Genomic DNA, 12,581 nt, shown 5'->3' on the forward strand with positions numbered 1-12,581 from the left:
CCTGGGCCAGGAACTTCTGCAGAGAATATCCAATGTCCGAGCCTGGGTCTACACTGAAACTATCGAACATATATTCGAATAAGGGTGTGTTGTGGGCATTGTTATCGGTCCCCGTGTGATAGATGCGGGCACGTCTCTGCTGTCGGTATTGATCTCTCCGGTACCCGTCGCAGCGGGATACCCGTCGCCGGCGCAGGACTATTTCGACGGCCGGATCGACCTCAATGAACACCTCATCCAGGACATCACCAGCACGTACATCGTGCGGGTGTCCGGAGACTCGATGGAAGGCGCCGGGATCAGCGACGGCGACGAGCTGATCGTGAACCGGGCCCTGGATCCCAAGGACGGATCGGTCGTCATAGCGGTGCTCGACGGCGAACTGACCATCAAGCGGCTCAGGGTCACGGCATCGGGAGTGGTGCTTCAGGCGGACAACCCCCGGTATCCGGACATCCGGGTCCCGGCGTTGGCGGACCTGGTGATCTGGGGCGTGGCCACGCGGTGCCTGCACCATGTCTGATACGCAGGCCGCGCCAGAAAGGCGAGCCCAGGACTCGGTCCGGCAAATCGCCTTGGTGGACGTCAATTGCTTCTACGCCTCGGCTGAGCGCGCCTTCGATCCCTCGCTGGAAGGCCGCCCGCTGGTGGTCCTCTCGAATAACGACGGCTGCGCGGTCACCCGGTCCCCCGAAGCCAAGGCCCTAGGCATCCCCGTGGGCGAACCCTGGTTCAAGATCGCGCCCCGGGCCAAGGAGTGGGGACTGGTGGCCAAGTCCAGTAACTACGAGCTGTACGGGGACATCAGCGCCCGCGTGATGGAGCTTCTGGGGCGCTACTCGGCCTGGTTGGAGGTGTACAGCATCGATGAAGCCTTCCTGGGAGTCAGAGGCAGCCCGGATGAGCTCCTGCGTCTCGGCAAAACAATCAAGACGGCTGTGCGCCGCAACGTCGGGGTGCCGGTCTGCGTAGGCATTGCCGGCACCAAGACCCTCGCTAAGCTGGCCAACAAATGGGCGAAGAACAACCCCGCCCTCAATGGCGTGTGCCACTGGGACTCCATGCCGGCCCCGGCCCGCGAAGCACTGATGGGCCGGGTATCCGTCATGGAACTCTGGGGCGTTGCCACCCGGCTCACCAAACGCCTGAACAGCATGGGCATCCACTCGATCCTGGACCTTGCCCGCGCCGATCCCGTCCGGATCCGCGACCGGTTCTCGGTGGTGCTGATGCGCACGGTCCTGGAACTGCAGGGCACCGCGTGCATCCCCCTGGAGGAAGAACGCATTGGACGTGACCAACTCATCTTCAGCCGATCCTTTTCCACGCCCATTACCACCGCCGCGGACCTGCGACAGGTCATGAGCGTCTATGGCCAGCAAGCCAGCGCCCGCCTGGCCAAGCACAGCCTGCAGGCCAAGGTCCTCACAGCGTTTGCCGGCACCTCGTACTACAACCCGGTTGACACGTCCTACCCGTCAGTCTGCGTCACTTTACCCATGCCCACCGCGGATCCGGTGCTGTTGACCAGGGCCGCGCATGCCCTGCTCCCCCGGATCCAGGAAGGGACCAAGTATGTGCGCGCGGGCATCATGGTCACCGACCTGCGCCCCACCGGCCGGCAGTCGCCGCTGCCGGCATTTGCCAACCCGCACGAGGAACGGGGCATCGGCACCCTGCTGGAGGACATCACCCGCCGCTACGGGCGCGGCTCCGTGGGTCTGGGCCATGCGGGAATCCGGGGCGGACCGGACTGGTCCATGCAGCGCACCATGCTCTCGCCCAGGTACACCACACACTGGGACGAGCTTCCTGTGGTCAAAGCAGCCTGAGGACCCGCTGTTACACTCTGCACATGATCGGGCTTCCCTTCGCGGGAGATGGGCTTGTGCACGGCGTTCTGACAGGGTTGGGAATCGCCGCAGCCCTGTTGTTTTACGCCTATGAGAAGGGCCGCCGCGGCCTTACTGATCCCCGGTTGTGGCCCATCGCAGGCTTCGCAGTGGCATTCGGTGCCATCGGATCCCGCGTGCTGACCTGGGATATCTCCCGGCAGGTCTCCCTGGCGGACTGGTGGGGCAACGGCGACCGCAGCATCCTCGCCGGCCTGGTCGGCGCATGGTTCGGGGTCCATCTGGGCAAACGGCTGACAGGCTACAAAGAGTCCACGGGCGACCTGCTCGCACCCGCTGTCGCGCTGGCGATGGTTCTCGGGCGGGTCGGCTGCCTCCTCACCGAACTGCCGGGCATTCCGACCGGCGGCGGTTGGGGAATCGTGCTCACCCCCGCGCAGGCTGCGCTGATCGGCGGGCCCGCCGGGGCCGGACTCCATCCGTCCTTTGCCTACGAGATTGCGTTCCACGCCGCCGCGCTCGCCGTCATGTGGCGTTTTCGCGACCGCCTCCCGCATCCCGGAGACCTTTTCATCTGTTATGTGACCGCCTATGCGCTGTTCAGGTTCGGGGTGGAGTTTGTTCGTGGCAATGAGGTGATCTGGCTGGGAATGAGCCGCCCCCAGTGGTTCCTGCTGGCGATTCTCCCCCTGCTGGGCTGGCGGATCCGGCGGGTGTTCGGGAAACCGCTCCGCCCGGAGCTGAAAGGAAGAGTGGCATGAGCGAGGACACCCCTGACATTCCCCGGAAACCTCCCCCATCCCCACCTCAGAACCCACCCGCGGATGGCCACGACCGGCAAGGCGGCCACGGCTCGGTGCAACAACCGACGGGAGGCTCCATGGCGCTCGGGATCGTGCTCGGCGCCTTGGCACTCTACGTCGTCTACGTTGGGTCCCTTATGGCCGTCGGACCCTACGCGTTTGGCTCCCTCGGCCTCGGCGGGCTGGCTGCATTCATACCGATCGTCGTGTATTTGCTGCTGGCCATCCTGCTGGCCGTGAGGCGCCGGACGTCACGCTTCGGCGCAGGGCTTCTGATTGGCCTCGGAATTTTTGTCCTTTTCGGCGGCGGCCTCTGCGTCGGATCCCTCGCCCAGATGGGAGCCTGAATATGAATCCTTCACCTCTGGCCGCAGGACGGGCGCTTCCCGGTCCCGGCCAGCCGTTGCGCGGCGACCGGATCCACCGCTATGTCACGGCGTTCTGCCCACGCTGCCATGAGACCAATCCTCCGCTTGCCCAGGTGCGGCGCCTGTCCGGGGTCCTGCTCATCCGTGATGATCGCGTGTGGCTCGAACGCGGCTGCCCCGATCACGGCCTGGTGCGCACGCTGTACGACGAATCGCCAGAAATCCTTCGCTACCTGGAGAAATGGCAGGCGCCCACCAAGCAGCACGTCCCCGACCAGGCGGACAACTTCCGCCCGATACCCGAGGCTTACGCCTATGGGCTTCCCGCCATGCAGACGCAGCACACGTGCATCCTCCTGCAGGACATCATCGAGCACTGCAATCTGCGCTGCCCCACGTGCTTCACCTCGTCCGGCCCGCAATTACAAGGAGTGGCGCCACTCACCGAGGTGCTCGCGAATATCGATGCACGGCTTGCCCGGGAGAACGGGCGGCTTGACGTGTTGATGCTCTCCGGCGGCGAGCCCACGCTCTACCCCCGCCTCGCCGAACTTCTGGAGGAGCTGGTCGCCCGGCCGATCGTCCGGATCATGGTGAACAGCAACGGCATGCTGATCGCGACCGACGACGAGCTGCTGGCGCTGCTGGCCAAGCACCGCGACCGGGTGGAGGTCTACCTCCAGCACGACGGGCCCTCCAAGGAGGCATCAATCCATCACCGCGGTGGCGATCTGACCCGCTACAAGGATGCGGCGATCTCGCGGCTGTCCGAGGCGGGCGTCTTCACCACCCTGACAATGACGGCAACGCTCGGCGTCAACGACGGCGAGGTGGGCGCCGTCGTCATGCGGGCCCTGGAAACCCCGTTTGTGGGAGGAGTGGCGCTGCAGCCGGTATTCGGCTCCGGCCGCGGACACGGCATCGATCCCCTGGACCGGCTCACCCACACGGGAGTGCTCGAAAGGCTGGCGGAGCAAACCAACGGGGTGGTCTCGTGGCACGACCTGACAGCCCTGCCGTGCTCACATCCGCACTGCGCGTCCGTCGGCTACATGCTTAAGGATGACTCCGGGGTCTGGCGGTCGCTGACGGCCCTCATCGGGCACGATCAGCTGCTCGCCTGGCTGGAGCTCAACCCGGACAGCATCGCCAACCGCATCGCCGACAGCGCTATTCCGCTCGAGCTGCGCACCCTCATGAAGTCCTCGCTGCTCGACCTGCTGAGCGAACAGTCATCGCTGTCCCACCCGAAAACAGTGGATCTCTGGAAGAACATCTGCAACCAGTGCGACCTCGGCATCGGAACACTGACCACCCTGGCGGCGGGAAAGCTCCCGGGCCAGCAGCAACGGCTGCGCCGGCTTCTCGGCGAACGCATCACGCGGATCATGGTCAAGCCCTTTATGGACATTTCGACCATGATCGAGGAGCGGCTCACCCAATGCTGCGTGCACGTTGGAACCAAGAGCGACGGCGGCGATCACCAGTGCGCTCCGTTCTGCGCCGTCCAGGCGTGGCCGTCCCTGTCCAGGCAACGGATGAGCACTGCTACAGGCCAGCGGCTGCTCCCGGTGCGCCAACTCTAAGGAGGATGATGAGTTCCGATTCCGACGCGAAGCGCATCGCATCCGGCCCCTTGCCGTCGCAACTGGTGCGCGCCCACGGCACCCGGCACGGCGCCCACGGTGTCCAGCAGGACGCCGGCCCGGATCCGCAGTCCGGCGCTCCATTCGATCCGCTGCGCCTGTGCATCTTCGCCACAATAGCCCTGCTGGGCTGGCTGGCCGGCCCGGTTGCCTTGGCGGTGTTCGCGGCCATCGGATTCGTCGGATACTGGAAAGCCCGCCGGAAGGGGCTGACAAAGTCGAACTGCTACCTGCGCGACACCAGGCTTGTACTGGCCTATCTCGGCCTCCTCCTGGGCGCCGGCCTCTGGGGCATGTACGACCTGCTGGCGCGACTGGCCGGCTTCTGAACCCGGCTCGTCAGGCAGCCAGCGGTGAACCGAACATTTCCGCGGCCCGCCGCAGCAGGTGCTCCGGGACGTCGGCTTCGCCGCCGCGCTCGGTCCTGCCAAGGAACACGGCCGTACCCCTGGCAGCATCGGACAGGTCGAGGCCGGCCTCCCGGATGAGTTGGGCTGCGCGGATGTTCGGCGGCAGGTTCATGAGGTGGCTTTCGGCGTTGAGGTAAACGTGCCAGTCGCCGCGGCTGACGGATTCCAGGTGTCCCCCCACCAGCTCCCGAAGAGTATCGGTAGTCGCTTCCAAAGCCACGGTCCTTAGGGGATCGCCCAAGCGGGCCGGAATGACGAGTGCAGTACATGTAGTGCTCATTTTTCTTCCTCAGTACTCATAACTGAGATGCCACTCAATCTGTTCCCGCCCATGCAGTGCCCGCGGGAAATATGACGGAATCCGAAACAGTATTGACTGAAACGTAATGCGCACGGACCGTGACTAGCCAAGAGGGGGCACCATCCCCCATGCTTGCTCCATGTCCTCAATGTCGAGCCCATACCGGATCATCGCGGTGTGCACCGGAAATATCTGCCGGTCCCCGATGGCCGAGCTGATGCTGGCCGAGGCCTTCGCAGCAGCGGGGCTCGCCGGCGACGTCGTGGTGGATTCAGCCGGAACCACCGCCTATGAGGCCGGCCGCCCGATCGATCCCCGGGCCGCCCGCAAGCTGGCCGCCCATCAGCTCGCCTCCAATGCGCACGTGGCACGGGAGTGGCGTCCCGAATGGTTCCGTGACCGCCACCTGATCCTCGCCCTGGACGTGGACCATTACGGCTGGCTCCGGGCCACGGCCCCCGACGGGGAGGCCCTGGCCCGGATCCGGATGCTGCGAAGCTTCGACCCGGCAGTCTCCGGCCGGGACCTCCTGGACCAGGGCATAGAGGATCCCTGGTACGGCGGCCATGCCGACTTCGACGTCACCTGGGACCTTATCAAGGCGGCTGTTCCCGGAATCGTGGACCATGCCCGGCGGGAACTGCGGCAACAGAACCAGTCAGCGCAGCAGGTACGCTCTATTTCATGACCCCTGCACCCGTGATCATTGCCATCGACGGCCGGTCCGGCGCAGGAAAAACCACCCTCGCAATCGAGCTTGCCGCGCGGCTCCGCGAGCATCACAAGGTGTCGCTCTTCCACCTCGAGGACGTCTATCCCGGCTGGAACGGCCTGGCGGCGGGCATCGAACGCTACGTCACCACCGTGCTGGCTCCACTGGGCCGCGGCGAAGCTGCTGAGTGGATCAGCTGGGACTGGGAGAAGCACTACGACGGGCAGGCGCGGACAACGCTGCCGGCAGAGATCGTGATCGTGGAGGGTGTGGGCGCCGCGGCGGCCTCCGCCCGCCCGCTTCTGGACGCCGTGATCTGGGCGGAGTCCTCCGACGACGACCGCCGCACCCGCGCCCTGGCCCGCGACGGCAGCACCTACGAACCGTTTTGGGACCAGTGGGCAGCTCAGGAGGATGAGTGGCTGGCAACGGACCCGGTGCAGGACCATGCCGACATCCGGGTCCTCAACCGGGCCGACGGTACGGCCCCGGATGATGTCCTCCGGGCCCTCCAGTACCTTCCCGCCCTTGCGGCCGTGCTGCTGCCCGAACTCTCGGCCCGCCGCGGCCTCCAGCTCCATGCCGAGCGGCTGGACGGCGTTCCCGACGCCGCCCGGCTCTTTGACGCCCTCTACGGCGGCTCGCCGAATGCCGTATGGCTGGACTCCTCGCTTCGAACGGAGGGAACGGCTGCCGAGCGCAGCCGCTTCAGCATCCTGGCGGACGACGGCGGGAGCTTCGGCCAGGACGTCCGTCACCGTTCCGGCCTGACCCGGCTGACCACCGGCACCGCCACGGTTGCCACTGCCGGACCGTTCTTCCGCTGGCTCGACGGAGTCTGGGGGCGCCGGGCGCTCCGGGCACCAGAGGGCTACACGTGCGAATTCACCCTTGGCTGGCTGGGCTACCTGGGCTACGAACTCAAGCGCGAAACCGGCGGCAGCGACGTCCCGTCCGACATCCCCGATGCCGCCATGATCTTCGCCGGCCGGGCCGTGGTCCTGGACCACCGGGAGGCCAGCGTGTGGCTCCTCGCCCTGGAGGCCCCCGACGCCGCGGAGTGGCTGGAGCTCGCCCGCTCGGCCGTCGCGGCGGCTGCCGAGGCGCCCACCGCACGCCCCGGCGACGGCGCGAACCCTGCCGTCGTCGCCGGCACCGCCGTCGTAGCCGGAACAACGGCCGCCCCCGTGTTCACCGGCCGTGACACCGAGCGGGCCTACAAGCTGAAGATCGCTGAAGCCCAACATGAGATTGCCGAGGGGAACACGTATGAGGTGTGCCTCACCACGGCCGTCAGCGCGGCGGTGCCGGCCGGCCCGGACGGGGTGGACCCCTGGCGCACCTATCTGGCGCTGCGCCGGAAGAATCCGGCACCGTTCGCCAGCTATCTGCGGTTCGGCGGGCTCACCGTGGCCAGCACGTCGCCGGAGCGTTTCCTGCGGATAGCGGCCGACGGCGCCATGCGCGCCGAGCCGATCAAGGGCACCCGCCCCCGGGCCGAGGAACCGGTCCGGGACCAGGAACTGCGCGAGGACCTGGAGTCCTCCCCCAAGGACCGGGCCGAGAACATCATGATCGTGGACCTGCTCCGCAACGACCTCAGCCACTTCGCCGCGGCAGGTTCAGTCACCGTCAGCAGGCTCTGCGCGATCGAAAGCTATGCCACGGTCCACCAGATGGTCAGCACCATAGATGCGAGGCTGAAGCCGGGGCTGCCGCGCGCCGAAGCCGTCGCCGCCTGTTTTCCCGCGGGCTCCATGACGGGGGCGCCGAAGATCAGCACCATGGCCATCCTGGACCGGCTGGAAGGGGCGCCGCGCGGGGTCTATTCGGGCGCCATAGGCTATTTTTCCCTGAGCGGGGCGATGGACACAGCCGTGGCCATCCGGACGCTGGTGATCCGCGCCGACGGTGCCGGCGGCACGGAGCTGAGCCTCGGCGTCGGCGGTGCCATCACCGCCGATTCCTCGCCGCAGGAGGAATACGACGAAATCAGGACCAAGGCATACGGAGTCCTCTCCGCGCTGGGCGCGGCCTTCCCGGAAAGCTGACCCCGGCAGCTGCGCGTCCCTACTGCAGGGTGGCCGTGAGCCGCGCGACGTTGTCCACGTACTTGACCGCCATGGGCCGCTCCATCCAGTCCTCCAGCGTCAGCTCGCGGGAGATGCCCCGGTAGGTGTCCTCCACAGAACGCATCTTGGCAACGATGTCGGCGCCAAGGAGCATCACCGAAACCTCCAGGTTGAGCGAGAAGGACCTCATGTCCATATTGCTGGACCCCAGGACCGCCACTTCGTCGTCGATGGTGAAATGCTTCGCGTGCAGCACGAACGGCGCCTTGTACAGGTAGATCCGCACGCCCGCTTCCAGCAGCGCCTCGTAGTAGGACTGCTGAGCGTGGTGGACCAGGAACTGGTCCCCCTTTTCCGAGACGAAAAGTTCGACGTCGACGCCGCGTTGTGCCGCCGTCGTCACCGCATAGAGCAGCGAATCATCGGGGACGAAGTACGGGCTGCAGATGGAGATCTTGTGCTGGGCGGAGTAGATGAGGGTGTTGAAGAGGCGCAGGTTGTTCTCGGTGATGAAGCCGGGGCCGCTGGGGACGGCCTGGGCGGTCACGGCGCCCGCTGCCGACTCGGGCTGGTGGGCCAGCTGGTCCTCCAGGGACTCGTCGGTCTCGCTGAGCCAGTCGGTGGCGAAGACCACGTTGAGCGTGGTGACGATCGGCCCGCGCAGGCAGGCCATGAGCTCCACCCACTCGCGCCCCACCTTGCGGTGCCGGGGATTGTTGTAGGAGGGCTCGATCAGGTTCTGCGAGCCCGTGAAGGCGATTTCGCCGTCGATCACCATGATCTTGCGGTGGTTGCGCAGGTCGGGCCGTCGCCACTGGCCATGGACGGGATTCAGCGGCAACATGGGCCGCCACTGAATCTTGCTGGCCTTCAGGCGCGCGATGAGCTTGCGGTAGCCCTTGATCCGCAGGGTGCCCAGGTGGTCGAACAGCACACGGACCTGGACGCCGCGCTCCGCGGCCTCTTCCAGGGCGGTGAACAGGTCGTCGGTGATGTGGTCCGTGCTCATGATGTAGAACTCGGCGTTGACGAAGTTCTTCGCGCCGCGCACTGCGGTGGCCATGGCCTTGATGGAGTCGGGATAACCGGGCAGCAGCTCCACGCTGTTGCCGTCCACCATGGGCAGCGAACCGAGGGTCTTGTTCAGTTCTGCCGCCGAGGCCACCCATTCCGGGCCGTCGTATTCGATTTCGACGGCGGCCAGCTGGGAGGTGCCGGCACGGACCCGCTTGTTCACGGCATCCTGCTGTGCCCGGCGTTTCCGGGAGAGTTTGAAGTTTCCAAAAAGCAGGAACAGGATCAGGCCGAGAGCGGGCACAAAGAAGATTCCCAGCAGCCAGGCCATGGCCGTGGTAGGGCGGCGATTACCGGGAATGATGCCCAGCGCCAGCACCCGGATTATCAGGTCAACAATGCTCAACGCCAGCACGAGCCAGTAAGGCGCGGTGCCCACCAGCGGAAACGGCCACAACACAGACAGACTCCAACGGTTACTCGCCCGCCGGACCGGTTCCGGAGAGGCGTCCAGCACAGCCTATCCTCCGCGGGGAGGAAGCGGTGCCGAGGCTAAGCTTGAGGCATGACTCCTGCTGCCCCGGCCACCGTTCTAGTATTCCTTGACCCCCGCTTCGACGACGGCCGGATCGCCGATGCTTCCCGGCCGCAGCTGATGGCCACGGACCAGGGTGCCACGCGCGGAGACGGCGTTTTTGAATCCATGCTGGCCGTTGGCGGAAACCCGAGGAAGCTCGATGCCCACCTGCGGCGGCTGCAGGGTTCGGCCCGCGCGCTGGAGCTGGACATCCCCGCGGAGGACACCTGGCGCCGGGCCATCGCGACGGCAGTGGCCGAATACCGGTCCCAGCATCCCGCCGGCACACCGGAGGAAGACGAGACGGTGGTGAAGCTGATCTGCACCCGCGGCGCCGAGGGCGGAGCGGCCCCCACCTGCTGGGTCCAGGCTTCCCCCGTCCCCGCCGCAGGCCGGCGCCAGCGCGAGACCGGAATCGACGTTATCCTCCTGGACCGCGGCTACGACAGTGAAGTGGGCGAACGGGCGCCGTGGCTGCTGCTGGGCGCCAAGACGCTCTCCTACGCGGTGAACATGGCGGCCCTGCGGTACGCCCACAACCAGGGGGCGGACGACGTCATCTTCACGTCCTCCGACGGCCGCGTCCTCGAAGGCCCCACGTCCACCGTCCTGCTGGCGCACCTTGACACGGTCGACGACGGCGACGGCGGCACCCGCACGGTACGCCGCCTCATCACCCCGCAACTGGACAGCGGCATCCTCCCGGGAACGTCGCAGGGCGCGCTCTTTGCTGCCGCCAAAGCCGCGGGCTGGGAACTCGGCTACGGCCCGCTGGAGCCAAGGGACCTCTTCGATGCCGACGCCGTGTGGCTGATCTCCAGTATCCGGCTGCTGGCTCCGGTGAACCACATCGACGGCAAGGAAATCGGCACGCCCGCGCTCCGGAAACAGCTGACCGACGAGCTCAACGAGCTGTTCGCCACCATCGAATAGCTGCCGCCGCCCCCACGGAACGCTCTCTCACATCCTGCCGGTTTTACCCAAACGCACTCTCACATCCTGCCGGTTTTACCCAAACGCTCTCTCACATCCTGCCGGTTTTACCCAAACGCTCTCTCACATGATCCGCTGCCGTGCGGGCAGCCGCGTCGATCCGCGAGCGGTGCGCAGCCCACTCAGCGGGGGTGCGCGTCGTCAGGTTCGGGTCGCCCGGCCGCTGGCCGGCTGAACCGTCGATGAGCTCGCGGAGGATGTCCGCGTGGCCCAGGTGCTGGGCGGTTTCCACACACATGTGTACGAGGATCTGGTGGAGGGTCACGTGCATGCGTTCTTCCGGCCACCAGGGCACCTCGCCGGGCGCGTCCAGCGGCAGTGCGTCAATCGTGGCGTCACTGTGCTCGGCGGAGAACCGATGGAGTTCAATGATCTGCTCCCGGGTTTCCTCCGGACCAGCCCACATGTCGGCGTCGGGTTCCGCGTCCTCAGCGTCCCAGGGCAAGTTCCGCTGACTCGGGCGCGCGAAGACCTCGCCGAAGTATCCGAGCTCCACGCTGGCCACATGCTTCACGAGGCCCAGCAGGTTGGTGCCGGTCGGCGTCAGGGGTCTCCGGGCGTCGTACTCATCCAGCCCGTCGAGTTTGGCCAGGAGGTCCGCGCGCCGCGTGCGCAGGTAGCGGTGCAGAGTTGCCTTGTCATCCATAGCGGGCACTATACCCACCCCTCGCTCAACGGTGCTGCGCAGGATTGCAGGCAGCCACAACTGAGAGAGCGTCCCGGAAAAACCGGCAGGAACTGAGAGAGCGTCCCGGAAAAACCGGCAGGAACTGAGAGAGCGTCTAATTGGCGGGGCCGGCGGACCCTGAAATGGAGGCTTCGTGATCGGAAGAGGTTCGCCAGGCGGCCCAGTCGAGCGGCTGGACCGAGGGGCGGCCAAGGAGGTATCCCTGCCCGTAGGCCATCCCCAGGTCCATTACGGCCGTGAGCTCGGCCTGGGTTTCGATTCCCTCGGCAACCAGGTCCGCGCCGACTTGCCGGGCAAACTCCACCATGGCCGCGCCCAGGGTCTTCTGGCCCGCGGCGTGGTCGATTCCCGCGATGAGGCTACGGTCGAGCTTGATGATGTCCGGGCTGAGGTGCGTGACCTGGCTCATCGAGCCGAACCCTGCCCCCGCCCCGTCGACAGCCAGCCGCAGTCCGCGCAACCGAAGGGGTGCCAGTGCTGCCACGACGGGATCGTATTCATGCTCGGCAAGCCGTTCCGTCAACTCGATGACGATCCGGTCCACGGCCAGTTGGGATTGCTCCACGAACGCCCGGAGCCGGGGGTCGAGGCAGGTAGCTGGCGACAGGTTCAGAGCCACATACACGTGGGGCGGCAACTGTTCCGCGGCAACAAGGGCTGCCTGCAGGGCGGCGAATTCAAGGTCCGTCCCAAGGCCCACGGCAGCAGCCTCATTGAACCAATGATCCGCACTCGCGCCGTCGTCGCTGACGAAACGCGTCAGCGCCTCCACCCCGACGACGTTCCGGCTGGGAAGTTCGTGGATGGGCTGGAACGCGGTGAGGAGCATCCTGTCGCCGAGGATCGCCTCGATGCGGCGCCTGCTCCGGCGGGTGAACAGCACCGTACTGCCGTAGTCCTCATCGGGAGTCGGCAGGTCGGGACTGGGAAGGGCGTCCTCGGAGTCGTCCGACTGCTCGTCCGTGATGCTCCGGGTGGCCATGAGGTGCTCCAGGAGAGCGCGTTCAGGATTACCCGGGTGCGATTCCATCCGGCTGCGCAGCTGCTCACGTGCCCACTCGCTCTGAGGAGTGGCGTCATCCAGTACCGACTCGATGATGTCCCACGCCTGTCCACGGATCGTCGGATCACTCACGTCCGAAGG

The 12,581-nt window shown here is 66.4% G+C and carries 13 protein-coding genes; 9 read left to right on the top strand and 4 right to left on the bottom strand.

What is annotated here, in order from left to right; all coding sequences use genetic code 11:
- The first annotated feature begins 91 nt into the window (after positions 1 to 91).
- From ACFVWT_RS12265 to ACFVWT_RS12290, 6 genes are all read left to right on the top strand, one after another.
- On the top strand, positions 92 to 523 hold the full coding sequence (locus ACFVWT_RS12265) for a LexA family protein (RefSeq protein WP_390248082.1): 432 nt from the start codon (positions 92 to 94) through the stop codon (positions 521 to 523).
- Positions 516 to 1,832, top strand: coding sequence for a Y-family DNA polymerase (locus ACFVWT_RS12270; protein ID WP_390248083.1), 1,317 nt, complete (start codon positions 516 to 518; stop codon positions 1,830 to 1,832). Before ACFVWT_RS12265 ends, ACFVWT_RS12270 begins: the two co-directional genes overlap by 8 nt.
- A 23-nt stretch (positions 1,833 to 1,855) precedes the next feature.
- Positions 1,856 to 2,614: a prolipoprotein diacylglyceryl transferase gene (locus ACFVWT_RS12275; RefSeq protein ID WP_390248084.1), complete on the top strand. Its 759-nt coding sequence runs from the start codon at positions 1,856 to 1,858 to the stop codon at positions 2,612 to 2,614.
- A 119-nt stretch (positions 2,615 to 2,733) separates the two neighbouring features.
- On the top strand, positions 2,734 to 3,003 hold the full coding sequence (locus ACFVWT_RS12280; RefSeq protein ID WP_390248085.1) for a hypothetical protein: 270 nt from the start codon (positions 2,734 to 2,736) through the stop codon (positions 3,001 to 3,003).
- A gap of 2 nt (positions 3,004 to 3,005) precedes the next feature.
- Entirely contained in the window at positions 3,006 to 4,610 is a 1,605-nt protein-coding gene (locus ACFVWT_RS12285; RefSeq protein ID WP_390248086.1) for a radical SAM protein, read from the top strand.
- A gap of 8 nt (positions 4,611 to 4,618) precedes the next feature.
- Positions 4,619 to 4,999, top strand: a complete 381-nt coding sequence (locus ACFVWT_RS12290) for a hypothetical protein (RefSeq protein WP_390248087.1) — start codon at positions 4,619 to 4,621, stop codon at positions 4,997 to 4,999.
- A gap of 10 nt (positions 5,000 to 5,009) precedes the next feature.
- Here ACFVWT_RS12290 and ACFVWT_RS12295 read toward each other — a convergent pair whose 3' ends face one another.
- Positions 5,010 to 5,360 (bottom strand): hypothetical protein, encoded by a 351-nt coding sequence (locus tag ACFVWT_RS12295; protein ID WP_390248088.1) that lies wholly within the window; start codon positions 5,358 to 5,360, stop codon positions 5,010 to 5,012.
- Between the two features lie 160 nt (positions 5,361 to 5,520).
- Between ACFVWT_RS12295 and ACFVWT_RS12300 the strand changes: the two genes are divergently transcribed.
- Both ACFVWT_RS12300 and pabB read left to right on the top strand, forming a co-directional pair.
- On the top strand, positions 5,521 to 6,069 hold the full coding sequence (locus ACFVWT_RS12300) for a low molecular weight protein-tyrosine-phosphatase (protein ID WP_390248089.1): 549 nt from the start codon (positions 5,521 to 5,523) through the stop codon (positions 6,067 to 6,069).
- A complete protein-coding gene (pabB, locus tag ACFVWT_RS12305) occupies positions 6,066 to 8,144 on the top strand; it encodes an aminodeoxychorismate synthase component I (protein ID WP_390248090.1) in 2,079 nt (692 codons plus the stop codon). The genes ACFVWT_RS12300 and pabB overlap by 4 nt, the downstream gene beginning before the upstream one ends.
- Positions 8,145 to 8,163: 19 nt before the next feature.
- On the opposite strand, the gene cls is transcribed toward pabB, so the two are convergent.
- A complete protein-coding gene (gene cls, locus ACFVWT_RS12310; RefSeq protein ID WP_390248091.1) occupies positions 8,164 to 9,639 on the bottom strand; it encodes a cardiolipin synthase in 1,476 nt (491 codons plus the stop codon).
- Between the two features lie 105 nt (positions 9,640 to 9,744).
- On the opposite strand from cls, the gene ACFVWT_RS12315 reads away from it, so the two are divergent.
- Entirely contained in the window at positions 9,745 to 10,689 is a 945-nt protein-coding gene (locus ACFVWT_RS12315; protein ID WP_390248092.1) for an aminodeoxychorismate lyase, read from the top strand.
- Positions 10,690 to 10,780: 91 nt separating this feature from the next.
- On the opposite strand, the gene ACFVWT_RS12320 is transcribed toward ACFVWT_RS12315, so the two are convergent.
- Both ACFVWT_RS12320 and ACFVWT_RS12325 read right to left on the bottom strand, forming a co-directional pair.
- On the bottom strand, positions 10,781 to 11,395 hold the full coding sequence (locus tag ACFVWT_RS12320; RefSeq protein ID WP_390248093.1) for a DinB family protein: 615 nt from the start codon (positions 11,393 to 11,395) through the stop codon (positions 10,781 to 10,783).
- 136 nt (positions 11,396 to 11,531) lie between these two features.
- Complete coding sequence (locus tag ACFVWT_RS12325; RefSeq protein ID WP_390248094.1) at positions 11,532 to 12,572, bottom strand: EAL domain-containing protein; 1,041 nt, start codon at positions 12,570 to 12,572, stop codon at positions 11,532 to 11,534.
- Positions 12,573 to 12,581 lie beyond the last annotated feature (9 nt).

The sequence above is a fragment of the Arthrobacter sp. NPDC058288 genome (assembly GCF_042880995.1).
In the GTDB taxonomy this organism is placed as follows: Bacteria; Actinomycetota; Actinomycetes; order Actinomycetales; family Micrococcaceae; genus Arthrobacter.

What these genes read in the sequence shown, in the direction of transcription:
- ACFVWT_RS12295 (WP_390248088.1), bottom strand. Translation starts at nt 5,360, where the DNA reads ATGAGCACTACATGTACTGCACTCGTCATTCCGGCCCGCTTGGGCGAT.
- ACFVWT_RS12300 (WP_390248089.1), top strand. Translation starts at nt 5,521, where the DNA reads ATGTCCTCAATGTCGAGCCCATACCGGATCATCGCGGTGTGCACCGGA.
- ACFVWT_RS12290 (WP_390248087.1), top strand. Translation starts at nt 4,619, where the DNA reads ATGAGTTCCGATTCCGACGCGAAGCGCATCGCATCCGGCCCCTTGCCG.
- pabB (WP_390248090.1), top strand. Translation starts at nt 6,066, where the DNA reads ATGACCCCTGCACCCGTGATCATTGCCATCGACGGCCGGTCCGGCGCA.
- ACFVWT_RS12270 (WP_390248083.1), top strand. Translation starts at nt 516, where the DNA reads ATGTCTGATACGCAGGCCGCGCCAGAAAGGCGAGCCCAGGACTCGGTC.
- ACFVWT_RS12275 (WP_390248084.1), top strand. Translation starts at nt 1,856, where the DNA reads ATGATCGGGCTTCCCTTCGCGGGAGATGGGCTTGTGCACGGCGTTCTG.
- ACFVWT_RS12285 (WP_390248086.1), top strand. Translation starts at nt 3,006, where the DNA reads ATGAATCCTTCACCTCTGGCCGCAGGACGGGCGCTTCCCGGTCCCGGC.
- ACFVWT_RS12280 (WP_390248085.1), top strand. Translation starts at nt 2,734, where the DNA reads ATGGCGCTCGGGATCGTGCTCGGCGCCTTGGCACTCTACGTCGTCTAC.
- ACFVWT_RS12320 (WP_390248093.1), bottom strand. Translation starts at nt 11,395, where the DNA reads ATGGATGACAAGGCAACTCTGCACCGCTACCTGCGCACGCGGCGCGCG.
- ACFVWT_RS12315 (WP_390248092.1), top strand. Translation starts at nt 9,745, where the DNA reads ATGACTCCTGCTGCCCCGGCCACCGTTCTAGTATTCCTTGACCCCCGC.